This window comes from Synechococcus sp. PCC 7502 (assembly GCF_000317085.1).
Taxonomy (GTDB): Bacteria; Cyanobacteriota; Cyanobacteriia; order Pseudanabaenales; family Pseudanabaenaceae; genus PCC-7502.
Window position 1 is genome coordinate 620,789 of record NC_019702.1, and the last position, 26,371, is coordinate 647,159.

Below are 26,371 nucleotides of genomic sequence, written 5' to 3' on the forward strand. Positions count from 1 at the left end.
CTAGTTCCTGAATATTTAGGTTGAAGATAGTATCATGGGTTAAATATTCTGGAATACTGAGTGGCTGGGCATGGTTGATTCTGTTGATTTAGTAAAATTGCGATCGCAACTGATGGAAACCTACCGCAAGGTAACGCCCTTAGAGCGAGTGATCATTCAACTAGCATCTGTGATCTATGCCCCAACTAACAGAACTGATTTTTTAGACTGTCTGCGTACCGTCGTCAAAGAGGAATACCTAAAACAATTAATCCCAGCCAGTTTTAGAACGATTGTTGAGCGGCTTGTTAAATTTGAACTATTAGTACAGTCTAATCTAGGTATTGCTTGCCATCCTGCTTTTGTGGAAATTGCTACCCGTGAAGCGATAAAATCGGGAACCTTTGAGCCAATGGTGCTGAAGGTAGAATCGGAATTACCCATTGCTACCTCCTATAGGCAGGATGTGCGGCGTTTTACTAGTTTTGCCCATCTAGTGCGAGAGGCAAGGATTGGTATTTATCGGCAGGATATGCCCTTTGTCAAAAAGCAGATTCAAGATTTTCTGTCCTACTCCTACACTAAAGAAAAAGTTGAAGTTATCGACCTCCTGCACCTCGTGTGTGATAACCCCTTTGCCCCCGAGTGGTTTAGCACCTTATCACAGGATTTCTACGAACAGGGAATGGCAGCAATCTTAGAGGCTTCAGAGTGGAAATTAACTAATGCCGATGGTGCGATCGCTTTACTAGAAAAAGAATTAACTAATAAGGGTAACCATGCGTCTCCTAAACTCTATGGGCTATGGATTCAGCAATTATTACTCAGGGGCTATGTGGAAACGGCGCAAATTCATTTACAAAAGTTAGAGCAAAACCTAGAACAAACCCCTGAACAAAAGACAAACCTGAAACCAGAAAACTATCAAATTCTGTGGGGTTGGTCAAAATTTCTAGTCGGAGATAATGCGGGGGCGATCGCCGATCTAAGCAAAACCTTGGGTAAAAAAACTAAACAAGAGCAATCATTAGCAGTATTAATTCTAATTTTGGCATTAATTAAAGATGGAAACTATGATAATGCCGCCACATTTGCCAACTCCCGATCATTTAATCTAGCAGTTCCCAGTATTAGTAATCGCCTTAAGGCTCTCATTCAATTCCAGCAGGGGGATCAATCTCAAAAAAGCCTACTGAGCAATCCCATTGCCCTCGATCGCCTAAATTACCAAGTTGAACACCATGATTTTAATAATTGCCTAGATGTTTTAATTTCCAGCCTATGTATATATTGGGTGGATCAGGCAACAGCCAAGGCTAAATTACCAAATATTTTATTTAAGTTTTGTCGGCAGGCTGAAGCTGCAGGATATAACTGGATTGCCCTCCAAGCTGAACGGTTGTTAGATAAAACTCATCCGCTTAAAAGTTCCGTTAGACTTAAAACTCTTCCCCAAGAAGCACAGCTAATTTCTTTAGTTGATCTTATTCAAATTCAAGAACCCTGGGAAATTTCCCTCAATGCCCTGACTCGATTACAGTCCATCCCGATCGCTCTGCCCAAATCTGGAAGCGGGTTTCGGTTGGCATGGTTTATTACTCTGCGTCAGCAAAATTGGACAATTCAACCTAAGGAACAAAAAATTAGTGCTAAAGGGGTATGGAGTGCAGGACGAAATATTGCCCTTAAACGCCTGAAAAAATCGGGAGAAGTGGAATATCTTTCCGACCATGATTTAAAAGTTTGCGCTCACATTGAAGTGGAGTCAGACTATTACTATGGCAGTGGAGAATATGAATTTAATGAACGGGCAATCGCCGCTTTAGTTGGACATCCTTTGGTATTTTGGGAGGATTCACCTACGACCCGTGTGGAAATTGTCAAAGGGGAGCCAGAGCTATTAGTAAGGCAGGGAACCAAGGATCGATTAATTTTAGAATTTTCTCCCCCCATTGTTGAGGATCAAGAAATTACCGTAATTAAGGAATCACCCACCAAAATTAAAGTCATCGAAGTTTCCCCTGAACATCAAAAAATTGCCGCAATTTTAGGGAATAAACATCGACTTGAAGTGCCTGCGATCGCCAAAGATAAAGTACTAAATGCCATAAATTCCATTGCTAGCATTGTGACGGTACATTCGGATATTGGTGGGGGTACTGAAGTGGAACAGGTTGAGGCTCTAGCTACGCCCCATTTTCATTTATTACCTGCAGGCAGTGGGTTGAAAATTGCTGTCTTAAGCCGTCCTTTTGCCACTGGTGGCTCCTACTATCAACCGGGTAAAGGTGGCGAAACTGTAATTGCCGAAATTGAAGGTAAACGTTTGCAAACCACCCGCAATCTTAAACTAGAGCAGAAATTAGCAACCTCGGCGATCGCTGACTGTCCCACCCTATCTGCCCAAATTGCCACCGATGTCGAATACATCATAGATGACCCTGAAACCTGTTTAGAAATACTTTTAGAACTGCAACAATTAGGCGATCGGGCAATTATTGAATGGCTACAGGGGCAGAAGTTTAAGATCAGACAACAATCTGGTTTAGGGGATTTACGCTTAACAATTCAACGCCAAAATGATTGGTTTGCCGCAGGCGGTGAGTTAAAGCTGAGCGAAGAAGAAGTGATGGATATGCAGCGACTGATGGAACTGCTCGGACAAACATCCAGTCGGTTTATTCCTTTGGGTGATGGCGAATTTCTGGCATTAACCCAAGCTCTGCGGCAACAATTAGATACCCTGCGTGCCTATTCGGAAAAGCATGGTAAGGGGCAACGGTTCCATCCCTTAGCAGCTATGGCTTTAGAGGATTTTGTTGATGCCGCAGGGGAGGTCAAAGCCGATCGCCATTGGCAGTCACACCTCAAACGCCTAAAGGAAATGAAAGACCTGCAACCACAGGTACCCAAAAACCTAAAAGCAGAACTGCGGGATTATCAAATTGATGGCTTTAACTGGATGGCAAAGCTGGCGCACTGGGGTGTAGGTGCTTGTTTGGCGGATGATATGGGCTTAGGTAAAACTCTACAGGCATTAGCTCTAATTCTCAGTCGAGCAGCAGCAGGAGCGACTTTAGTGGTTGCCCCCACTTCGGTATGCTTGAACTGGGTCAGTGAGGCGGAACGGTTTGCCCCTGATCTAAATATTATTCAGTTTGCCAATTTAGATAAAAATCGCCAAGAGACAGTCGATCATCTCAAGCCCTTTGACCTGTTAATTTGTAGCTATGGGTTACTGCAACAAGAATCTGTCGCGACTATGTTGGCGCAAGTTCAATGGCAGACGGTGGTTTTAGATGAGGCACAGTGGATTAAGAATTTTGCCACCAAGCGATCGCAGGGCGCAATGCAACTGCAAGCAGGATTTAAGCTCATTACCACTGGAACTCCCATTGAGAATCACTTGGGCGAACTATGGAATCTCTTTCGATTTATTAACCCCGGTTTATTGGGTTCCCTTGAACGGTTTAATCAAGACTTTGCGAATCCAATCGAGCGATCGCAGGATCAACAGGCAAGGGAAAGATTACGCAAACTGATCCAACCCTTTATGCTCCGCCGCACCAAATCCCAAGTTTTGCAAGAATTACCCCCGCGTACCGAGATTCTGCTCCATGTGGATTTAAGTCGAGATGAAATTGCCATGTATGAGGCTCTGCGACGGCAGGCGATCGATCGCTTAACTAATAGTGATGCCACGGGTGGGGCAAAACATCTGCAAATGCTCGCGGAAATTATGAAACTACGGCGGATGTGCTGTAATCCTCAGTTGGTAATGCCAGAGCAGCCGATTCCTAGTTCTAAATTGCAATTATTTGGTGAAGTCATAGGTGAACTGTTGGAAAATAACCATAAGGCTTTAGTATTTAGCCAATTTGTTGATCATCTCCAAATTATTCGGGCATACCTAGATCAGCAAAACATTAGCTATCAGTACCTAGATGGCAGTACTCCTGCCAAGGAACGCAAAAAACGCGTTGATGCCTTTCAGTTGGGGCAGGGCGATGTATTTTTAATTAGTCTTAAGGCAGGAGGTACAGGCTTAAATCTTACGGAAGCGGACTATGTAATTCACATGGATCCTTGGTGGAATCCTGCTGTTGAAGATCAAGCTAGCGATCGCGCCCATCGCATCGGACAACAACGACCTGTTACCATCTATCGTCTGGTTGCAAAAAACACTATTGAAGAAAAAATTGTTGACCTGCACCACCATAAACGGGAACTGGCGGATAGCTTGCTAGAAGGTACTGACAGCAGTGGCAAAATTTCTACCGATGACTTACTTAACCTAATCACCAGTAATACCTAAATTTAGATTTTAATTTAGACTCTAAAGCGGGGTTGAAGATTATTCCAAACAAAGCCTTAGGTTATGGTAACTTCAATTTACCTCTGGTAAAACATCGAATTAGAAATCGAGTTCAAAATCGAATTAAATATATATGAATGAGCGATCGCTGCATTTGTCACCCGAAGGCATTAAAAAAGTAAATCTGGCTCTAGCTGCTAAAACCATGACCACCGAGCGGTTAGCTATAGAGTTAAAGTTGGCGAGCTTATATGTGAATAAATTTTTCCGAGGTGAAGCGATTCCCACCCAACTATTTGCCCAAATTTGTGATGGACTAAGCTTAAATTGGCAGGAATTATTTGATAAATCTGCACCACCTCCCGCCACCTTGAGCATTGACAGCACCGTGCAGGAAATCCGCCAAAAGTGTCACGAAAATCTAACCAAACGCTGTAATCGCATTAGAATCCCTGACATGACCGAACCTAGGGAGCTAAAAGAGGTTTATACCAGTATCAATATTGTTGAGGAAATCGGACAACTACGGGAAAGACTGAGTTTTATCAACGATCGCTCTGGCATTTTGACTAAGATTGGCGATCGCCTGAAACGAGATGGGAATGCCGAAGATTTAGATCGATACCTGAGCCGAGTTGCGGTGAAATCTGTACCCGCCCTCAATGCCATCAAAGAATACAGTAAATTAATCATCCTCGGTGGTGCGGGCAGTGGTAAAACTACTTTTTTAAAGTATTTAGTCCTGCAATGCCTCAATAGTAACTTTCACGGTGAACTGGTTCCCCTATTAATCTATCTTAAGGATTTTGCCGAAAGTTCTAAAACCCTACCAGAATATATCCTAGCCACATTTTTAAGCTATGGCATTAAAGACTTGCACCATATTGAGCAATTTTTAAATCAAGGCAATTTACTAATTCTCCTAGATGGCTTGGATGAAGTCGATCAACCGAAACAAAGACAGGTAATTACGGAAGTTAAAAATCTCGCCGATCAGTTTCATCGCAATCATATTTTTGTGACCTGTCGGGTTTGTGACTATCGGTTTGAGCAATTTTCAGAGGTACAGATTGCTAGATTTAATGATGAACAAATTCAAACATTTATTCGCCAATGGTTTAATAATCGGGATATTACCAAAAACTTTATGGCAGCGATCGCTGAAAATCCAACCATCAGAGAATTTGCCGAAAATCCCTTACTTTTAACTTTTTTATGCTTAATCTTTGAGTCGAAAAGTAGTTTTAATTACCTTGAAATTATTGATAAGTGTCTAGGTTTATACTTAAAGAAATGGGATCAAGAACGAGATATTACGACTAGAAACTTACCCATAGAACTTAATGCTTGGAGTCGTCTTGCTCTTCTAGGCATGGATGCTGGTAAGTATATATTTAAGGAAAATTATCTGATAGCATCTCTTTTTTCTCCTACTCAATCTAATCAAGAGCTAGATTTAAAAGCCATCCTCAAAAATGGCATCCTTACTCAGAGACACGAAGATACCTATGCTTTCTCCTACAGTCCATTTCAAGAATATTTAACAGCCAAGAAAATTGCCGAAAGTTCTAATCCCCAGGCATTAAATTATTTAATATCTCGATTTGAACAACCAAGGTGGCAAAATGTAATTCTGCTAACATCAGGAATGCTAGAAAATGCCGACGAATTAGTGATTAAACTACATAAAAAAGCTAATCAAATACTAGAAAAGCAACAAAATATTCAAGAATTCTTAGACTGGATTAATAAAAACTCCAACTACCTAAGAGTTTCCTATCAGCCTAGTACCTTACGCGCCTTTTATTTAGATATTGACCTGAATAACTTTCGGATTCAAGATCGGAATCGCGCGATCGAAATTACCCGCAATCGTACCATTGACAGACTAAAGGAACGCTCTGGTGATACCACTGGCTCTGCCATAAAAAAGCCTCTAGATGAAGATACTAGCGGCATCTCTGTTACTTCCTTAAATCCAGATTACGACCTCGCAATCGCCCTTAATCATCACCTTGCAATATATGTGGCTAATCATTCTATACTCTACCTAGCAGGATTATTGGAACCGCAACTAAGGCGATCGCTGCAAGTGCTGAAGGAGCAACTACCCGACCCCTCAACTGAAGCAGATAAGTTTAATAGTTGGTGGCAAAGCTATGGCATGAACTGGTCGAAGGACTGTCGCAGTCTTTTAATTCAGCATCGTAAGGGTACGCAAGACTGGAGCTTTAGTGCTACTGAAGAAGCTTTACTCAGGCGTTACCATGATGCCCATGTACTTTTAGTGAACTGCCTGAATACCAGTGCGATCTCTCTATCTGTGAAGCAGGCTGTTTTAGATACGATGTTTTTACCAATTTGGCAGCAACCTTAAATTAATTACCAGATCGGGGCTATTTCAGAAATATTAGCAACACCGTGATTAGGAACTAAATCTCAATTCTAGGTATTTGATCAACCGCCATAAATTGCCTATAAATCTATGACTCTCAATGTAGATTCAGTGGTTCTTTGCGTTTATAATCTGATCGCTAGCTCCATAGTCTATCTATAGTCAATAGATTAATCTATCGGTAAAGTTTTAGTTTAAGAATATAAAATTATTAAAGTACTAAATTATCTTTTTGTAACTTTAGGGATTTTAGGGCTACATTGATAGGTCTTATACAAATCATGTGTTTATGCCGTCCAGTGACGAATTAAGTAGTGGTAGATTACTACAAAGGAGTTTGCTCCCTCAAGCTATCCCTAGTTATCTGGGGCTAGATATTGCTGCGGATGTATGGACAGCGGTGGATTTAGGTGGTGACTATTATCAATTTTTAGAGCAACCAGGAATTTTGGGTGTAGCGATCGCTGACTCTTCGGGAAAGTCTGTGGCTGGTGCCATTCATGCTGCTTTATTTAAAGGACAATTAGACGCTTTTGCGACCCAAGGAAGACTGCGGAACCCTACCACGGTGATGACATCGCTGAATCAATTACTATGTGCCACTAATACCGATGATGCTGTAGCTCTAGCCTATGGAGTTTTAGACCTAGAAACCTATGAATTTCAAATTGGGAATGCGGGAATTCCTGGTCCAGTTATCTATCGTGCTGCCACAAAAAGCTGTGAAGAAACAGTCAATCCCTCTATGGCACTGGGTCGATACGAAGGCATCCCCTACAGAACCCTAACCAAGCCTTTTAATGAAGGTGACATCGCCATTTTCTTTAGTGATGGATTATACGAAGCGAGCAATGCCAATGGAGATGAGTTTGGTACTGCTAATGATAAAGGTATTAGCCCGTTAAAGTTTGTCATTAGTAGTTTGGCTCACCTCCCCGCCGCAAAAATTTTGGTTGGCTTAAAACTGGCACTAGATAAATTTACGGGACGGGAAATTCCCGAAGATGACGTATCCATTGTGGTGATTAAGCTGAACCAAAAGGTGGCGATGACCAAAACTCGGGACTGCCCCTACCAAGAAGCATTACAGGCATGGATGCGCTCTGATGAAAAGGATGATTCCGCTTTACTGCGTGGTACCAGATTAGTTGAAGCTTTAGGCTGGGCAAAGGCGCAACCAAGTTTAAGTAGACTGGATACAGAATTTTTAGAAGCCAGTGAACGGGTCAATGAGCGCGAACAAATGCAGGCTCAATTACTAGAGGCCGCTACTAGTAGGGCTGCGGCTGCCGATCGCCTCGAAAAACTGAGTCAAGACCTTGCCAAAAGCCTAGAAAGTGAAAAGCAGCAACGCATTCAAGCGGAAATGGGAGAAATTAGTGAGCGAATTGTAGCTCTGACCATGTCCTCTGAGGCATTATTTCTTTCCCATAATCACATTGAAGCTTTAATTTCTAGCGTGATAGCTGGGGTTAAAATTCGCCAACTCACTTCCCAAGTTACCAATGGCATTGCCCACCTGAAAGCAAATACGCAAATTCGCACGATCACCGCCCTAGAACAAGTAATTTACGGAATCCATGAATACAACCGCTATGAAGGACATGGTTTTTGGGTAAATAAAGTCTGCTTCAGTGCCGATGGTAAGTTTTTGGTTTCCGCTAGTAGCGATCGCACGATCAAAGTTTGGAATATCAATGGCACATTACTACAAACCCTCTACGGACATACTAATTGGGTTACAAGTGTTGCTATTAGTCCCAACGGGAAAATGATCGCCTCTGCTAGTCGGGACAATATGATTAGGCTGTGGAATTGGGATCAAACCATTGGTGCCTTCAAAGAAACTGGCTCCACTATGCTTAAAGGACATGATGGTCCAGTCCTAGATGTCTGTTTTAGCTCTGATGGTGAATACATTGCCTCGGCGGGAGAAGATACAACCGTAAGGCTATGGAAAGCCAATGGTACCTTAATTAAAACTTTTCGAGGTGGACATGAACGCTGGGTTACCTGTGTTGCTTTTAACCCCAATGGGAAAGAGGTGGTTTCAGGAAGTGCTGATCGCACCCTAATTATTTGGAATATCAATGGGGCTGTGGTTAAGACTCTCAAAGGACATGATAGCTTTGTGGAAGCTGTGGCATACGAGCCCCACGGACAGGCAATTATTTCTGGTAGCCGCGATCGCACCATGAAGCTTTGGGGTAGTGATGGAGTACTTTTACGCACTTTCCACGGACATACGGATAAACTTTGGAGTGTTGCCTATTCCCCTGATGGTAAAACCATTGCCTCCGCAGGTAGCGATCGCACGATCAAAGTCTGGGATACCGATGGCACCTTACTCAGAGACCTAGCTGGACATGGCGATGCCGTTAATAGTATAGCTTTTAGCCCTGATGGCAAAAGTCTAGCTTCTGCCAGTCGGGATACAACCGTAAAATTATGGAATATTCGCGGTAATCCCCTGCGGAAACTCTTAGCACAAGATGATGTTTGGGCAGCAGCCTTTAGTCCGAACGGTAAATTTATTGCCACTGGTGGTAAAGACAAAAATGTAAATATTTGGAATATGGCGGGAAATTTAGTAGCGAGTTTGTCTGGACATAATGATGCCATCAATAGCATTTGTATTAGCCCTGATAGCTCCGTGATTCTATCGGCAAGCACTGACAGTAGTATTAAATCCTGGAGTCCTGATGGTAGGGCGATCGACACCCTCAATGGTCACAGATCAGAGGTTTATTGCCTGAGTTTTAGATCCGATGGACAGGTATTTGCCTCTGCCAGTGCTGATAACAGCGTAAGGCTATGGAGCGCAGATGGAGTATGGTTACAAACCTTAAATGGGCATACCGCAGAGGTCTATGCCGTTTGCTTTAGTCCCGATGGCAGTATGTTAGTTACAGCAGGCAAAGATAAAATCATTAATCTCTGGAGTTGGGATGGCAGACTGGTTTACAGCTTTGAGGGACATAGTGCTGAAGTTTTGACCCTCTGCTTTAGTTCAGATAATAGTACCTTTGCCTCGGGTAGCATGGATCAAAGTGTAAAAATTTGGAGCGTAGATGGTTCCCTCCTTAAAACCCTGAATGGTCATAGTGCCGAAGTTCGCAGTATTTGTTTTAGTCCCGATGGCAAAACCATAGCCTCCGCTAGTGAAGATACTCTGGTACAACTTTGGAGCCTAGATGGTACTTTACTAAGAACCTTTAACGGACATAAAAGCGCAGTCAAGAGTATTTCTTTTTCAGCCAATGGCAAAATCTTGATGTCTGCAAGTGCGGATAAATCCGTAATTCTCTGGAACTTGGATTTAGATAATTTGCTCATGCGGGGTTGCAGTTGGCTACAGGAATATCTAAAAACCAATACAAATGTATCCGAAGAAGATCGCCGTAATTGTTTAGGTGGCTGTAGTTGGCTGTATAAGCACCTTAAATCTAATGCTGCCAGCTAGGGAAACCTTTTCTTTTTAGAATGGAATATCATCTTCCTTGGCAATAACTGATGCCGCAGGAGGAGCATACTTAGCAGGAGATGGGGCAATTGGACGGTTTAAATCACCAGTTTTAGCTGGAGTAGAAATCTCTTTATCTATGGGGTGGATACGCTGGGCAGTTAGTTCGGTAACTTTTTCCTTGTAACCATTGCGTTCTATTACATTAATGCGAAGACGACCTTCAATAATCAAGAGATCGCCCTTTTGATATTTTTTTTCTATGATCTCTTTAGCTAAGTTATTCCAGCCTGTAACCTTGAGTCGAGCGGGAGTATCTTCAGCATTTTTGCCGGGAAACTGTACCAAGAAACTGGAAACCTCATTTTGGTTGTCTGGGGTGGATCGCAGTTCTGGCTCTGTAAAAACTTCAGCCATTAGAATAAAGGTATTCATAACTTAAACCTGCTCTATATTTTTACTTTAGCTTTATCTTGAATCTCTGCACAGTTAAATTAACTAAATAAATTAACTAAATGAGTTAACTAATGAATTAAACCAATTAATCATTAAACTGGTTTAATCCTACCTTCAATCATTACCAATTCATCCTCAAAATTCAGACAAATTTGCAGATAATGACAAAATATCCTAGTTCTGAAAACACATAAAACTTACCCTACTAACACCATCTCATCTTTAGCAATTCTTTAGCGATCGCATTTACGCTAATATCAACTTGGAAATTTAACTTTAATGATGAGTAATATTATGTCAAATTTAACAAGCACAACTGGGGCAGATGCCATTGATGAAGCGATCGCCAGAGGTATAGACTTTGATGGTTCTCAAATTCCCGATGCTCCCCTAGCTCTGTATCACAAGGTCATGGCATTAGAGGCAGGTCGGCAACGCAGTGGGGTAATTAATACGATGCGATCGCGGATTGTCAGAATTGGGGCAAAACATATTCCGCAAGCTGAACTAAATCAACTCCTCATAGATGCCAATTTCAAACCCCTCAAGGATAAAGAAATCGCTTTTTATTACGGTACTTAATTAGGTAGTGACAATGGAACTGCCGCAGCTATATCAGATTAAGGCACATCTGGATTTGATCCTTTTAGCACTAGAGGCATTAACTGAGATTAGTTCGGAAACGATGCTCCAAGCGGCAGTAGAGTTAAAGTTACATAATATTCTGAGCGATCGCCTAGTTTTATGGAGATTGAGGCAAGCTAATCCTTTCCGCAAGGGCAGCAGTGGTAAGACTACAAGTGGTAGAAAAAAGTTAGATGTGGATGAGGCAAAAGCGATCGCCCTAATTACCTCTCATATTGCCAGTAAAGAACAAAGGACTATTCGTGAGGCGGTCGCAGAATTAGAAAAATGTACACTTAAAAAGGCTTCTCCCCATCAACAAAGGATTTTAGGTGATTACCTAGATCGGTTTTATTCCTTGTACGAAGAAAGAATGGCGGAAGCAACTTCCAATCAAAATTTGGAAAATCTAGCACTAAAGCTATTAATAGATTTATTGTTTTATAGCTCCGTTACAGGCTCACGACGATTATGGATGTCTTTATTAGAAATGAGTTTAGTTGAGTCAAAAAACTCACTGAATTAACCTTCAGCTTTTTAGGTAGTGTATGGATAAGCTTGAAGATTTTTAATTTTTTAGTTTAGAATCATTATCATATTATTTAGCTAAGGTGTACATAATCGCAACTGCTAGAACCCCAAAAATTTAGTAGTTAAAGTAGTTACGGAGGATGCCCGTTGTCTTATTCTTTCTTTAATTTCATATCTCCAGTTGCTAAAGCCAGCCTCGGATTAGTGACGGCAATCTTAATAGTAAATATTAATGAGCCAGCGATCGCCCAGACTCGTTTTCCCAAGGCTGACCCCACAGAATTAATTAGCCGAGGTAAAAAACTTTGGGATGCCCAAGATATAGCAGGAGCATTGGATGCCTATACTCAAGCAGCAGCCCTAGTACCAAATAATGCACGAATTCAAACTAGTATTGGATTTCTTTTAACTCAGCAGCAAAAATACCCCGAAGCGATCGCTGCCTTTGAGCGTGCCACAACCTTAGATAAAAATGATCCAAGACCATTGATAGCCTTAGGCTATGTATATACACAACAGCAAAGATTACCTGATGCTTTAACAGCATACCGTAGAGCTATTAGACTTGATCCTCGTAACGCTGATGCCTATTTAAGTATTGGCTATGTTTTAACCCAGCAGCAGGACTTTTTAGGAGCGGTGGCAATTTATCGACAAATTATTACCCTTCTTCCTAACAATATTAAGGCATATCTCAGCTTAGGCTACTTACTCCAACAAAAGGGCAACTTAGATGAGGCATTTAATACTTATATGAATGCTAATCGCCTTGATCCCAACAATCTTGATGTATTGGTAGCTTTAGCTAGTGTCAGTGAAAGTAAAAATGATCCCCAAGAAACCCTGGAAATATATCGCCGAGTTTTAGCGATCAATCCCCGTCACTTTAAAGCCAATATGGCGATCGCCCAATACTATCGAAATCAAGGCAACTACGATGAGGCGATAGCAACCTACAGACGTATGACAATGGGACAATTAGACGCTGACACTTCTGCCCAAGTTCAAAAAGCGATCGCAGCAACCTATCTTAGACAAAATAATATTGCAGGCGCAATTGTTGCCTATCGAGATATTTTAGCTCAAAACCCTGAAGATGGATCTGCCTACCTTGCCCTTGGTAAACTACTAATGGATCAAGATCGTAAACCTGAAGCTAATCAGGCACTAAAGCAAGCAGAACGATTATTTAGTGCCAAGGGAGACCTAAAATCCCTTACGGAAGTCAGAAAAATTTTAGACCCAAACTATGGCAACTAAAAGCGATCGCCTCTGCGTCCAACCTTACCCATATTCAGGGAGTCCCCAATTCCTTGGATAATCCCCTTACCAATTAGACCAATTCCCCTACCTAGGACATTTTTAAGTACATAAACTAACGCAGTACCAATAAATCCTGTAAGCGTACGCAGTCGGGGAGTAACAGCATCTTGTAATTCCAGTAAAAGCGTTACTAATAAAGACACACCAGTCAACTGGGCAAGTTCACGACTACGGGGGGCATAGACATCAATTTTATTAATCCCAGATTCAGTAAAAGTAAAGAGATGAAATTGACTCTCATAAATTGCCTGTGCCTCTCCCCACCAACTCTCAAGCCGATAATGCCAAGAAAGATCATTGCGAAACCTTTCAATTTCACGGCTAGCAATTAGATGGTAACTGTAAAACTTTTGCTTAATTTCCTCCACATCCGCAAAATGATTAAGTAATGGCTGCATTACTGCATTGGCTACTTGAATGAGCAAATTATTTAAAATTGCCTCAGACCTAGCGATCGCCTCTGGGGTATTAAACTCATACAAGCTATTATTAATTATTAGATCTGACTTAAAGAGTAAATAGTTATAGAGATCAAATACAAAGGGAATTTTTGCTAAAATTGCCTCCTCCACAATTTTTTGATCCTCTAGGAGAATGCTGACCACTTCTACAGGCTGGTCATTATTATATAAGGTGTAATATTTACCAAGAAACTTAGTGGTTGCCGATCGCCACAAATCAGTTGAAATCAGAGGCATTTTTTCTACTAACTGCCCAGTAGATAGCTGTGAGTTTTGCAACTCTTCCAGTAAAAGCTCAAATTCCTGCAAAACTATCTGCAAAAGTAGTCGTTTTTTATCTTCTTTCAGAATATCAATTTCTAATGGGGTAGAAGTCTGATTTTCTAAGCTCAGTTGTATGCTTTGTAAAGCAGATTGAGAGAGTTTTTTCCACGCGGATTGATAAATATTGAAGCCCAAGCCCGTAACTCCATTACTTTTAGAATTAGACTTGCTTTTAAACTTGCCCTTAAATTTAAGGCTGGAGTTTTTGTCAGATACCAGTTGTTGTGGATAAAGCGGGTAAAGTACCTGATCAACTAGCCACCTTGCTGCCCTTAACTCTCGACATCTCCCCTGAAGCACCAATATCTCTATTAAATTTAAGCGAGAACTAATTAACTGCTGCTCAATTCCTTGTAGGGTACTATCAATTTGTTTAAGCCCAGCATTGCGCAAAGTGAGCCGAATTTTAACCAGAGCTTCATCCATCCTAAGACTCCTTAGTTACCTCAGTTTTTAATTCTTTAGATTCCAAATCAGGACTAATTCCAAATGCTACTCTTAATAGAGGTGGGGCAATGAAAGTAGTAATAATAACCATAATAACGATCGCAGCATTCAACGATTCCGATAAAACCCCACTGGATGAACCAATGCCCGCAAATACTAACCCCACTTCGCCACGGGGAATCATGCCCACACCGATCGCCCAACGATTAATCCCCGGTTGCCCAAATGCGCCTAGACCAGTTGCTACCTTACCGACAATTGCCACCACAATTAAAAATGCTGCAATGATCAACCCTTCACGATTAACTGGAATTAAAGGATTCAAGACCCCGATATTAGTTTTTGCCCCCACGGTCACAAAGAAAATTGGTACTAATAAATCCGCCACAGGTACTACTTGTTTTTGCAGTTCGTTGCGTTCATCGGATTCATCTAAAATTAGTCCTGCCGTGAATGAGCCTAAAATTGCCTCTAAATGAATTGCATTCCCCAGATAAGCCATGGCAAAGGCAAAAATAAAAGCAGGCGTAATAATTTCACCTCTGGTTTTGAGATTAGTTGCCACTGATACATACAATTTATTTACTAATTGTCCCAGCAGCAAAGCCCCAACTAAAAAGCTCGCAGCACTAATAATTAGGATGATCACATTCCCCAAGTCCACCGTTCCCGTCTTAGCTAAACTGGCTACTATTGCCAACACAATAATCCCTAAAACATCATCGGTGACTGCTGCACCCAAAATAATCTGCCCTTCCTTGGAGGTTAATTTACCCAACTCAGACAGAACTCTCGAAGTTATGCCAATGCTAGTTGCAGTTAGTGCTGCCCCAGCAAAAATAGCAGGAATCGGTGCCATCCCAAATAAAAATATTAATCCAGCAGTACCCGCCGCAAATGGAAGTACTACGCCAATTACAGCCACTACTACAGCCTGAGCCCCAACTCCCAGTAGTTGCTTTAGATCGGATTCTAGCCCAATTTCAAACAGTAAGATAATGACACCTAACTCAGATAACAGTAAAACCACATCACTAACTTGAGTAAATACAGCTGACACCTCAGAAGCTGGTAAGCCTAAGGTTGTTTGCAATAGCCACATAATTACTGAGTCGGAACCATCACTGCCACTTTCGGGAAATGTTAACAGTTTTAAAGCTGAAACCCCAACTATAACTCCCGCTAAAAGCTCACCTAAAACTGGGGGAAGACCTAGCCTATTTGAAATTTCACCACCAATTTTACTAGCAAGATAGATGACAACTAGACTGAGTAGCACTCCTGATAGGATAAACGGTGCATGATCAATACTTGGTTCACTACTCACACTCGCAATCAAAAAATTCATTAACACCTCTCAGCTTTAGAGCACTTCATGACTTACTCCCTTCCCAGTGCAAGATTAAGGTATTAGGGTGTAGGAAAGGAATATCTGACCTAAAAAGTATAAGTGAATATGCCCAAAAATTTTGTAGCCAATCAAGCTATAGTTTTTCTTCTATTTCAGAATCGGCTAGAATAATTGCCATGCTCAGAGCGGAAATTCATGCAAAATACTCGCCTTACAGTAATTACCAATACTAGCCTATCAAGATTAGAACGCTGGTTCTCAAATCCTTGGCGACGTATATCTTTGTACATTATTTCTCCTCTATTGGGCTTTTTTTTAGCTTCGATCATTTCCACAGTTTCGGGTGCTAAATCAGCTTTTGATCCCTATGTTGCTGCGGCATTATTATTGGTAACGGAATTAATTAGCTTTGTTGCCTACAGAAGAACTAAAGAGAAGCGATCTTTATATTTAGAAATCTTAAATCTCTTAAAAATTGGTTTGATTTATGGCATGTTTTTGGAGGCATTCAAGCTTGGTTCTTAGATACTATTATTAAAAATAAAAAATAAAGAGGCGATTAGAAGCTAATGCCCCTCGATTATATTCAGTTGAATGATGACTATTTAGGCATTTACCTTAACTTCACTAATTACAGCATCCACTGCTTCAGGACTGTTTGCCTCAGAGGGTGGAACTAACTGCCAGAACTTGGGAAGATAGGTTGACCAGTTTTCCAGAATAGTTTTTGCCTTAGGGCTACCTGTGCGATCGCCTGTCAATTGAATTAACTCTTTTAACTGCGCTTCGCCTGCTTGGGTAGCGACTCGTTGCACTTTTAGGCTTTCTTTGCTGAGATATTCCTTAAAACGGTCGTCTTCATCCAAGAAGTACGCAATTCCCCCCGTCATCCCCGCACCAACATTTCTACCAGTTTTACCCAGTACGACAATTACGCCACCAGTCATGTATTCACAGCAGTGATCGCCTGCCCCTTCAATGACTGCCTTTGCCCCAGAGTTCCGTACCCCAAACCGTTCTCCAGCCTTGCCATTGGCGAATAGATAACCACCCGTAGCTCCATATAGACAGGTATTCCCAATAATGACGTTTTCGGCGGGATCGATCACGGCATCTGGCTTAGGTTTGATCGTAATTTCTCCGCCATGCATACCTTTACCGATATAATCATTCCCTTCGCCAATGAGAATTAAGTTCATGCCTCTGGAATTAAATGCCCCAAAGCTTTGTCCTGCACTGCCGATAAATTCCAGATTTAAGCTACTAGCTAAACCAGAATTACCATAGAGTCTAGCAATTACCCCTGATACTCTTGCGCCAATGGAGCGATCGGTATTCACGATTTTATAGGACTTAGTTAGATCAGTTTGGTTGTGAATAGCAGATTGAATTTCTGCATCCAACAGCATTTCATCATCTAAAACATATCCGTTAGTGTGGGGTTCCTCGTCATGGATTAACCAACTGCGATCGCTTCTGGTATCAGGTAGTTTAGTTAAGCAGTCTAGGTTGAGATTTTCTAGTTTTGCCAGTTTTACATTTTGGCGCTGGGATAAAAGATCGGAACGTCCAATCACATCGGTTAAGGATTTATAACCTAACTTTGCCAGAATTGTCCGAATTTCTTCAGCAACAAAATAGAGGAAGTTAACTACATGTTCAGGGGTACCAGGGAAGCGTTTGCGTAAAGATTCTAGCTGTGAAGTGACACCGACAGGGCATTTATTGGTATGACATACCCTTGCCATAATGCAACCTTCAGCAATCATTACAGCTGTACCAAAGCCATACTCTTCTGCACCCATCATTGCTGCCATGACCACATCCCAGCCTGTTTTGAATCCACCATCAGCCCTGAGTAAAACTCGATCGCGCAGTTGATTTTCTAATAGGACTGTATGTACTTCGGTTAAACCTAACTCCCAAGGTGCACCCGCATGTTTAATAGAACTCAGAGGTGAAGCACCCGTGCCGCCATCATGTCCAGAGATCTGGATAATATCCGCATTTGCCTTTGCTACCCCTGCGGCGATCGTGCCAATACCAATTTCGGCAACTAACTTTACGGACACCTTAGCTTGATCATTAATTTGGTGCAGGTCATAAATTAGTTGAGCTAAATCCTCAATGGAGTAAATATCATGGTGAGGTGGTGGCGAAATTAGAGATACTCCGGGCTTCGAGTTCCGCAGCATGGCAATATATTCGCTCACCTTGGGACCAGGTAATTGTCCGCCTTCGCCGGGTTTTGCCCCTTGAGCGACTTTAATTTCTAATTGATTAGAGCTAACTAAATAAGCGGGGGTAACGCCAAACCGACCCGAAGCAATTTGTTTAATGGCAGAATTAGCGGTATCGCCATTTTTTAACCCCTTAAGGTGGGGGAAAGAGGTGGAAATTCCCGTTTCAGGGTTCACGTCTTCAATGGGTTGATAGCGGGCTGGGTCTTCACCACCTTCACCACAGTTAGATTTACCGCCGATACGATTCATGGCGATCGCTAAAACCTCATGAGCTTCACGACTTAATGCGCCTAGGGACATTGCCCCTGTACAAAACCGTTTAAATATTTCACTGGCAGGTTCAACTTCAGAAATATCAATGGCGGGGCGATCGCTGGTAAATTCCAATAAATCTCTTAAAGCTGTCGGAGTACGACTTTGTAATTGTTTGCGATAAACTTCATAGTGATCGTATCCCTCTCCTGTCACCGCCTTATGCAATGCCTTTGCCATTTCAGGACTATTCATGTGGTATTCGCCACCATTTTTGTACTGAACAAAGCCATAGTTTTCCAGTTTCTTAGCGTGTAGTTCGGGAAAAGCTTGGTGATGCAAACTGATAACTTCTGAGGCAATATCTTTGGCTTGCATGCCACCCACACGAGAAACAGTACCCCTAAAGCACAGGTCGATTACTTCCGAACTCAGCCCGATTGCTTCAAAAATTTGGGCACCGTTATAGCTAGCTAAAAGCGAAATTCCCATCTTAGAGAGAATCTTTAATAATCCATCTTCCACTGCCTTGCGGTAAGCCCCTTGAACTTGGGTAATCGATAACTGTTTGATTTTGCCCTGCGACATTTGCATTTGGGTTTTGGGCTTACCAAACCACTGCCGCACAGTTTCAAACGCTAAGTAAGGACAAATGGCACTGGCTCCATAGCCAATTAAGCAAGCAAAGTGATGGGTACTCCAACATTGGGCTGTTTCGACAATAATCGAAGCTCTCATTCTTAAACCTTCAGCAATTAAGCGGTGATGCACTGCCCCTACTGCCATTAACGGAGGAATAAAAGCATTTTCGGCATTGAGAAGGCGATCGCTCAAAATCAGAATCTTACTACCAGCATTCACCGCTGCAACAGCTTGATCGCAGAGGTTAATAATCACCTGCTGTAATCCTTCTGCCCCTGCGCTTAAAGGGAAAGTAATATCTAACTTATGATTGTTAAAGTTCGTACCTTGAATTTCTGCTAGTTCAGCCTCATTCAAAACCGGACTCTTAATTTTTAGTTGACGGGCATGTTCGGGTTTAGCTTCTAGTAAATTACCGCGATCGCCTAAATTCATCGCCAAAGACATTACCATCCCTTCCCTAAGAGGATCAATGGGAGGATTTGTTACCTGAGCAAAGCGTTGCTTAAAGTAATCGTAAAGCAAATGGGGATTATTAGACAAAACTGCTAAAGGCGTATCATCACCCATGCAGAAAGTCGGTTCCTTCCCTTCCTGAGCCATTGCCTCGATTATCATATCCACATCTTCAAAGGTATAACCAAAGGCGGTTTGGAAGGTAAGAATAACTTTGTCGTCCAGTTGAGGCTGATCTAAAAATGACTGAGGTGATAGAGTCTGCTGGTATTCCTGAAGCCATGTGCCGTAGGGATTTGCCGCGGCAATGCGTTGTTTAATATCCCAATTTCTGAGAATTTCATGGTTAACCAAATCCACAGCAATTACCTGTCCAGGTCCCAGCCTGCCTCGTTCGAGGATTTCCGATTCATCCACATCCACAGAACCAGCTTCGGAACCAACCACCACCAAACCAGTAGTGGTAATTAAATAACGGGCGGGGCGTAACCCATTACGATCTAGGGCTGCTCCTACGGTTTTACCATCACTAAAAGCTAACAGGGCGGGTCCATCCCAAGCTTCTTGCAATCCACTGTAATATTCGTAGAAATCTACAATCTCTTGATGATCCTTGAGATCGGGCTGACTATCATACGCTTCTGGCACTAAAATCATTAGGCTTTCTAAGGGACTGCGACCACTTTCGACTAAAAGCTCTAAAACGTGATCTAAAGAAGCTGAATCGCTTTCTCCATCTTTGATTACGGGCAGAATTTCACTGATGCGATTACCCCAGTTAATATGAGCTAAATCCTGTTCCCTTGCCTTAAACCAGTTAATGTTACCCAAGAGTGTATTAATTTCGCCATTATGCCCCAAAAAACGCATGGGCTGTGCTAGGTTCCACTTGGGCATGGTATTAGTGCTAAAGCGACGATGGTAAAGGGCAAAGGGAGTAATATAATCTGGATTTTTCAGGTCTTCATAAAACTCGCCTAGGACTTCCGATCGCACTAAACCCTTATAGACAATGGTGGAATTAGATAGAGAAACAATGTAAAAATCTTGCTGCCACTGGGGATAAAGCCTTTCGATTTCTAGCTTAATACGACGACGGGTAATATACAAACACCGTTCTAGGGAAGCTCTACCATCTTTACCATCGGCAAAAATCACCTGCTCAATCTGGGGTTGATTTGCTTTAGCTTGACTACCTAAAACCTGTGATCGCACGGGGACAGTCCGCCATCCTAAAATTTCCAGACCCTCTTCTGTGGCAATTTTGGCAATAACTTCACGGGCTAAAGCTTGATATTCAGCTTCTTGGGGTAAAAAGATCATACCGACGGCATTGCGATCGCCATTTAATTTAGGTACAGACCCTATACTACTTACTAAATCTTTGGCAATTAAATCCCAAGGTACAGCCGTCATGATCCCTGCACCGTCACCTGACTCTTTATCAGCACTGCAACCACCCCTATGCTCCATACAGTCAACAGCTCTTAAAGCTTTAACGATCAAATCATGGCGGGCATGACCCTCAACATCGGCAATAAAGCCTACACCACAAGCATCACGCTCTTCAACAAGCCAAGATTGACCAGGGATGGATAAATGATTTTTCACAACGGGTACAGCCATCAAAAGTTTATATATATGTCTAGTCTAATTATTTTAGTCCCACTTAGTTCATGTTGTGGCTTAAGATACTAAGTTACTACGGGTTTGATCCACTGACTCCTATTCTATAACTTAAATAAAGATTTTTGGCGTTGCATAATTGAGTATGAGTTCAAGCAAGAGAAAAGGTGTATCTCAATGATACGGAAATACTGTACCGATCATTTGGTATAATTTCAACAATTTACTTATAACTTCATTACTTTATTAAAGGATTAGAAAATCTTGTCTCGCAATACTTATATTCCCTGTTTACTTAACCTACTTTGCCAATATGGCTATGACGGTGCCACCCTTAGTAAAATCTCTGAAGCCACCGGACTTGGTAAAGCCAGTCTTTATCATCATTTCCCCAATGGTAAGGATGAAATGGTAACAACGGTATTAAACTTTTTGGCGGATTGGATGGAGCAGAATATTTTGCCTGCACTCAAAACCGAGGGAAGTATATTAATCAAAATGGAACGTATGTGCGATCGCCTTAATGAAGTCTATGCAGGTGGAGAAAAGCCCTGTCTATTTGCGATTTTGCTGATGGGTTCATCCCGAGATATTTTCCATGATCAGGTGAAAGTAATTCTGCTTAAATGGATCAATGAGATGACAGAAGTTTTAAGTGCATCAGGTTTAGATACAGCTATAGCTAGGGGAAAAGCAGAAGATGTAGCGATCGCTATTCAAGGTGCTTTAATTTTAAGTCATGGGTTAGATGATGTTTCCTTGTTTCAAAGGATAATTAGACAGTTGCCGCAAAGGGTATGTGGCTAAGATTAAGAATGAAGTTGTAATTATGATTTGTTGAGACTTTTACATGGCAACCGATCCATCAAGCTGAGGAAGATTTCATCACTTCTAATTCATTGCTATCTAAATTTATTTTTAAGTATTTTTACTGATTAACCAATAGGTGGTCATGTTACCTTTACCCTTGATCGGAATTTCACCCCTTTTCTCAAAGGTATATCGATCCTTAAGTTGAAGATAGGTTGCCTCGGATACTTGAATTCTTTGTGGCTCTCCGTGGGACTCCATGCGACTGGCAATATTAACCGCATCTCCCCAAATATCATAAACGAACTTATTGGAACCAATTACACCTGCAACCACAGCCCCAGAATTAATCCCGATGCGGAGGCTCATGGGTTGGTTAAGATGATTTTTAAATTTAGTAATTTCTGTCAGCATACTTAACGCCATATCAGCAATGATTTCGGCATGATCTGGTCTAGGGTTGGGCATACCACTGACAACCATATATTGATCACCAATGGTTTTAATTTTCTCTAAGCCATAGTCGTTGCTTAAATGATCAAAATTGGAAAAAATATGATTAAGGAGTTCTACGGTTTCGCTGGCAGAAAAATGAGAACACACCTGCGTAAACCCAACTATGTCGGCAAATAGTACAGAAACTGCATCATAGGCACAGGCGATCGGTTTGCGAGTTTGTTTAAGGTGTTGGGCAATTTCTTGGGGGAATATACTTTGTAGTAATTCTTCTGATTGTCTATAGTCAATTTCCATAGATTCTAAAAGCAGTTCATAGGCTATTTCCATATTTTTCTGCTGGGAAATATCAATGATTACTCCATCCCAAACAATGTCTTTATTAATTGATTGATGGGGCTGTGCTAAGATTCTGACCCACCTAGCTGCACCAAGCTCTTGCACAAGTCGATATTCGTAGTCGAGATTGCTAAGTTGGCGTTTTGATTCCTCTAAGGCTCGATATAGCTCCATCCGATCTTCAGGGTGAACCACATCAAAAATCCATTCAAAGGTTTCCGTAAATTCTTGAACAGTTATGCCAAGGAGTTGTTTGATCCTAGGGCTAAGATATGGCATTGTGACTCGACCATCTTGATGGGATATGGCTCGGTAAACTACACCGGGGATATTGGCAATGAGGGCAGCTAATTGTTGTTCTTTTTCTTTGATCTGATTGGTGAGAATTAGCCGATCGCCTGATTCCTTTTGTAGTTGGATATTTTTTTCTTGCAGGTGACGTTCTATATTTTGACGAGTTTGAATTTCCGCTTGGAGAATTAGGTTTTGTTCCTTCAGCAGTTTTTCCGTTTTGAGCCTACTCTGAATCTCTTTTTGGAGCAGAATATTTTGTTCTTGCAGGACTTGATCTACTTCTACCCGATGTTCAACTTCTTGTTCGAGAAGGTGATTTTGCTGTTTTAGTTGATTTTTAAGATGGCAAATAGTCAATTGGTTTTCGACTCGGGCAATGACTTCTTCCACCTGAAATGGTTTCGTAATATAATCAACGCCGCCAAGGTTAAAAGCCCTCACTTTATCCAGAACTTCATCAAGGGCACTAATAAAAATAATGGGAATATCTTTGGTTTTAGGACTGGACTTTAGCCTTTGGCAGACTTCATAGCCATCCATTTGCGGCATCGTAATATCCAATAAAATTAGATCGGGAGCAGATGTTTGTACGGCAGTTAGAGTCATCATGCCATTGACAGCCTTACGCACTTTATACCCTCTTTCACTGAGCATACTTGATAAAAGCCGAATATTATCAGGGCGATCGTCAACTACGAGAATGTCAGGAATGGTAGTTCGAGGTGAAAAATTACTATCTATAGTTCTTATGTCTAAAGTATTTATGTCTAAATCAGTGGTACCATCTATATGCTTAGCGGCGATCGCCTGCCAGTCTAAGTTTAATTTTTGAGAAATTTCGACAAAATTCAAATAATCAATGGGCTTGCCGTTGAAGAAACTATTTACGGTCGGACGGGTTAAGCCCACATCAATCGCCAGCGCACTTTGACTAGGGTAAGAGCTTTGTCGTAGCGCAAGCTGTACCCTTTCTATATGTTCTGGAGCTACTCGGATCGACCTACCCATAGCTTGAAGAATTACTTAAGAACTCTTTTAATCTTACAACTTTTACGGAAGTTTTACACCTATGACTTTTATCTTTAGATAGATGTTAGACAGTCATGGCTTTCAATAGTATTAGTAACAAAGATTACATTGTTATTCCCTTCTGACTTTAAAGATTCAAGAAAGATTCAAGAGTCTAGGGAGTATGGCAATAGAGTCTGAATCGTTAAAAATGTGCTGAAAGTCATGATTACTAAATGTTTGGAGCTATTGCAATTGTCTAAAAAAGTAGTAATATTTAAGCCCAATGGTCGGCTGGATGCTGAGTCTTATGCACAGATAAGAACTGAGGCAATGGCGATCGCTAATACAAATCCCGATATATTAGTGGTGGACTTAGAAAATATTGCATTTGTAGACAGTAGGGGTTTAGGGCTATTAATTACCCTATTAAAGTTAATGCGGAGTAGAGAAGGACAATTGGTTCTGTGTTCAGTCCGTCAAGAAGTTCAGGCTTTATTGGAGTTAACGAATACTGATCGCTTGTTTGAAATTTCTGAACATTATCCTAGTAACTTAAATTAGGAGTAGTTCACGAAGGTGGGTACCAAAACATTCCTTTGATTCCTTCTGGATCGGGACTAAAGCCTAATTGTTGATAAAAAGTAACCACATGACCATCTGCAAATAAACTAATGTTACTAATATCTTCTTTGCGGAGTAAATAGATCACCTCACGCATTAGCTCTTTACCCAAACCTCGCCCTTGGAACTCTGGATGCACAACCACATCCCACACCGTGGCATTAAAAGCATGATCGGAAGTAGCACGGGCAAAGCCAATTAGACGCTTAAAGCTTCCTTTTTTGTGCCACATCGTTACAACTACAAAACTATGCTCGATCGCAATCCGCACCTTCCGAATAGGACGACGAGACCAGCCGACAGAATCACATAGCTCCTCTAACTCGTATAGATCAAGATCGCGATCGCTACTAAATAAAATTTCCCCATCACAGTTAGGTACTGAGTTATGTATGGAATTAGATACAGATCGAAACTTGGATCTTTGGTCAGACACACTAGAGTCATTACCGCTAAATAAGTTTTTCCAGAAGCCCATTGGTAATTAAATTCAAGCTTAAGCGGCTACAAAATATTTCTAAGAATTGTATCATGCTCAAAAATTTTACCTTATTTCTGCCTATGGCTACTTGTCTCCCCGTGAAAAATTAAGTTATCGGTGGACTGAGCTCCGTTTAATTAGCTAAGTAATTTCCAAAGCTACTACCTACTTTTATAGAACTAAGGATTGAGCATCGGTTTCCAGTAATTTAGCAAGGTCTTGTAAAAACTTGGCGGCATCAGCACCATAGATAATGCGGTGATCGGCAGTCAGGTTAACTTGCATTTGATTGCGCACTGCGATCGCTCCGTCTTTGGTAGCAACCACTTGGGGATGAGATGCACCGATAGCTAAGATCGCACCTGTATTTGGTGGCAAGATAGCATCAAATCGATCTACTCCAAACATACCTAAATTGGAAATAGTGAAAGTTCCCGAATTATATTCTTCTGGTTGCAGTTGTTTGGCTCTTGCCCTTTCCACAAGGGATTTCCAGTGACGGGATAGGCTGTAAATATCACTTTCGTTTGCCTTAGGTAGCACGGGTGTAATTAAACCACCATCTTCCATGGCTACGGCGATCGCCACATTAATATCGGATTTATAAACGATACCCTGATCACTAAAACTAGCATTAACTATGGGATGCCTTTGGAGGGTCACTGCTACCGCCTTTGCTAACAGAGCTGTTATGGTTACACCTTTAGATTTAATCTGCTTGTAAAGTTCATCTAAACCAGTGGTGGTGATGGTATAGCCCACATGAAAAGTCGGAACACTTAAACTGGCATTCATGTTACGCACTACAGCATTTTGCAGAGTTGTGAGGGGTTTAGTAGTTCCCAGTTGAGGCGTATAGGTGACTTTGGGAGTGGTGGAAACTGGGGCAGAGGGAATTGACGCAGCGATCGGTTCAGGTGCCTTTACTGATACTTTAGCAGGGGTGGCTTGAACTGGAACTTGCAACAGGGCAGTAACATCTTGCTCAGTAATTCTGCCATTGGGTCCAGAACCGTTAATTTTAGCTAGGTCTAGGTTATTTTCTTTAGCAATGCGTTTTGCTCTAGGAGTGGCAATTAGACGATCGCTTTTGGCTATAGCTGGGGTTTCAACCTTAGTAACCACTACTTCAGGAATAGCTGTGCCAGTACTAGTGCCGTTAGTAGAAGCCGCAACTGGCTCAGAGGTTTGGCTTAGTTTGGACTTAATATCAGCAATTTCGGCAACTGTTTCTGCCACATAGCCTAGGGTACTACCTACGGGTGCAGTTTCTCCCGCAGGTACGGCGATCGCCCCTAAATAGCCTTCATAGAAGCTTTCCACATCCATATCTGCCTTATCAGATTCCACAACTAAGACGGTTTCACCCTTTTCTACTTTGTCGCCAATGGATTTAACCCAAGCCGTGATTTTACCCTCGGTCATCGTGGAACTTAAAGCGGGCATGAAAATTTCGTAGATCATGGAAAAC

At 41.7% G+C, this 26,371-nt stretch carries 16 protein-coding genes; 9 read left to right on the top strand and 7 right to left on the bottom strand.

What is annotated here, in order from left to right; translation table 11 throughout:
• Window positions 1-70 precede the first annotated feature (70 nt).
• From SYN7502_RS03055 to SYN7502_RS03065, 3 genes are all read left to right on the top strand, one after another.
• A complete protein-coding gene (locus tag SYN7502_RS03055; protein WP_015167424.1) occupies window positions 71-4,294 on the top strand; it encodes a DEAD/DEAH box helicase in 4,224 nt (1,407 codons plus the stop codon).
• 133 nt (window positions 4,295-4,427) lie between these two features.
• On the top strand, window positions 4,428-6,671 hold the full coding sequence (locus SYN7502_RS03060; RefSeq protein WP_015167425.1) for an NACHT domain-containing protein: 2,244 nt from the start codon (window positions 4,428-4,430) through the stop codon (window positions 6,669-6,671).
• Between the two features lie 307 nt (window positions 6,672-6,978).
• Window positions 6,979-10,152, top strand: a complete 3,174-nt coding sequence (locus SYN7502_RS03065) for a SpoIIE family protein phosphatase (RefSeq protein WP_015167426.1) — start codon at window positions 6,979-6,981, stop codon at window positions 10,150-10,152.
• A gap of 15 nt (window positions 10,153-10,167) precedes the next feature.
• Here SYN7502_RS03065 and SYN7502_RS03070 read toward each other — a convergent pair whose 3' ends face one another.
• Window positions 10,168-10,587 (bottom strand): single-stranded DNA-binding protein, encoded by a 420-nt coding sequence (locus tag SYN7502_RS03070; RefSeq protein WP_015167427.1) that lies wholly within the window; start codon window positions 10,585-10,587, stop codon window positions 10,168-10,170.
• A gap of 315 nt (window positions 10,588-10,902) precedes the next feature.
• Here SYN7502_RS03070 and SYN7502_RS03075 point away from each other — a divergent pair, with 315 nt between their 5' ends.
• The 3 genes from SYN7502_RS03075 to SYN7502_RS03085 all read left to right on the top strand — a co-directional run bounded on the left by SYN7502_RS03075 (window position 10,903) and on the right by SYN7502_RS03085 (window position 13,023).
• Complete coding sequence (locus SYN7502_RS03075; protein ID WP_015167428.1) at window positions 10,903-11,190, top strand: small RNA NsiR4-regulated ssr1528 family protein; 288 nt, start codon at window positions 10,903-10,905, stop codon at window positions 11,188-11,190.
• Window positions 11,191-11,203: 13 nt separating this feature from the next.
• Window positions 11,204-11,758, top strand: coding sequence for a DUF3038 domain-containing protein (locus SYN7502_RS03080; protein WP_015167429.1), 555 nt, complete (start codon window positions 11,204-11,206; stop codon window positions 11,756-11,758).
• Between the two features lie 152 nt (window positions 11,759-11,910).
• A complete protein-coding gene (locus SYN7502_RS03085; protein ID WP_015167430.1) occupies window positions 11,911-13,023 on the top strand; it encodes a tetratricopeptide repeat protein in 1,113 nt (370 codons plus the stop codon).
• Here SYN7502_RS03085 and SYN7502_RS03090 read toward each other — a convergent pair.
• Both SYN7502_RS03090 and SYN7502_RS03095 read right to left on the bottom strand, forming a co-directional pair.
• Complete coding sequence (locus SYN7502_RS03090) at window positions 13,020-14,297, bottom strand: DUF3685 domain-containing protein (protein ID WP_015167431.1); 1,278 nt, start codon at window positions 14,295-14,297, stop codon at window positions 13,020-13,022. The two genes, SYN7502_RS03085 and SYN7502_RS03090, sit on opposite strands and share 4 nt — an antisense overlap.
• 1 nt (window position 14,298) lies before the next feature.
• Window positions 14,299-15,666: a cation:proton antiporter gene (locus SYN7502_RS03095; protein WP_015167432.1), complete on the bottom strand. Its 1,368-nt coding sequence runs from the start codon at window positions 15,664-15,666 to the stop codon at window positions 14,299-14,301.
• A gap of 198 nt (window positions 15,667-15,864) precedes the next feature.
• Between SYN7502_RS03095 and SYN7502_RS03100 the strand changes: the two genes are divergently transcribed.
• Window positions 15,865-16,194, top strand: a complete 330-nt coding sequence (locus tag SYN7502_RS03100) for a DUF565 domain-containing protein (protein ID WP_015167433.1) — start codon at window positions 15,865-15,867, stop codon at window positions 16,192-16,194.
• Between the two features lie 80 nt (window positions 16,195-16,274).
• Here SYN7502_RS03100 and SYN7502_RS03105 read toward each other — a convergent pair whose 3' ends face one another.
• On the bottom strand, window positions 16,275-20,888 hold the full coding sequence (locus SYN7502_RS03105) for a glutamate synthase-related protein (protein WP_015167434.1): 4,614 nt from the start codon (window positions 20,886-20,888) through the stop codon (window positions 16,275-16,277).
• A 264-nt stretch (window positions 20,889-21,152) separates the two neighbouring features.
• Here SYN7502_RS03105 and SYN7502_RS03110 point away from each other — a divergent pair, with 264 nt between their 5' ends.
• Window positions 21,153-21,695 (top strand): TetR/AcrR family transcriptional regulator, encoded by a 543-nt coding sequence (locus SYN7502_RS03110; RefSeq protein ID WP_015167435.1) that lies wholly within the window; start codon window positions 21,153-21,155, stop codon window positions 21,693-21,695.
• A 111-nt stretch (window positions 21,696-21,806) separates the two neighbouring features.
• Here SYN7502_RS03110 and SYN7502_RS20045 read toward each other — a convergent pair whose 3' ends face one another.
• The gene (locus SYN7502_RS20045; protein WP_015167436.1) at window positions 21,807-23,795 is read right to left on the bottom strand and encodes an adenylate/guanylate cyclase domain-containing protein; all 1,989 of its coding nucleotides are present in this window, start codon (window positions 23,793-23,795) and stop codon (window positions 21,807-21,809) included.
• A gap of 255 nt (window positions 23,796-24,050) precedes the next feature.
• On the opposite strand from SYN7502_RS20045, the gene SYN7502_RS03120 reads away from it, so the two are divergent.
• Window positions 24,051-24,359, top strand: coding sequence for an STAS domain-containing protein (locus SYN7502_RS03120; protein WP_041429816.1), 309 nt, complete (start codon window positions 24,051-24,053; stop codon window positions 24,357-24,359).
• Window positions 24,360-24,366: 7 nt separating this feature from the next.
• On the opposite strand, the gene SYN7502_RS03125 is transcribed toward SYN7502_RS03120, so the two are convergent.
• Window positions 24,367-24,897 carry a GNAT family N-acetyltransferase gene (locus SYN7502_RS03125; protein ID WP_015167438.1) on the bottom strand — a complete coding sequence of 177 codons (531 nt, stop codon included), beginning with the start codon at window positions 24,895-24,897 and terminating at the stop codon, window positions 24,367-24,369.
• Between the two features lie 174 nt (window positions 24,898-25,071).
• Complete coding sequence (locus tag SYN7502_RS03130; protein WP_015167439.1) at window positions 25,072-26,364, bottom strand: dihydrolipoamide acetyltransferase family protein; 1,293 nt, start codon at window positions 26,362-26,364, stop codon at window positions 25,072-25,074.
• Window positions 26,365-26,371 lie beyond the last annotated feature (7 nt).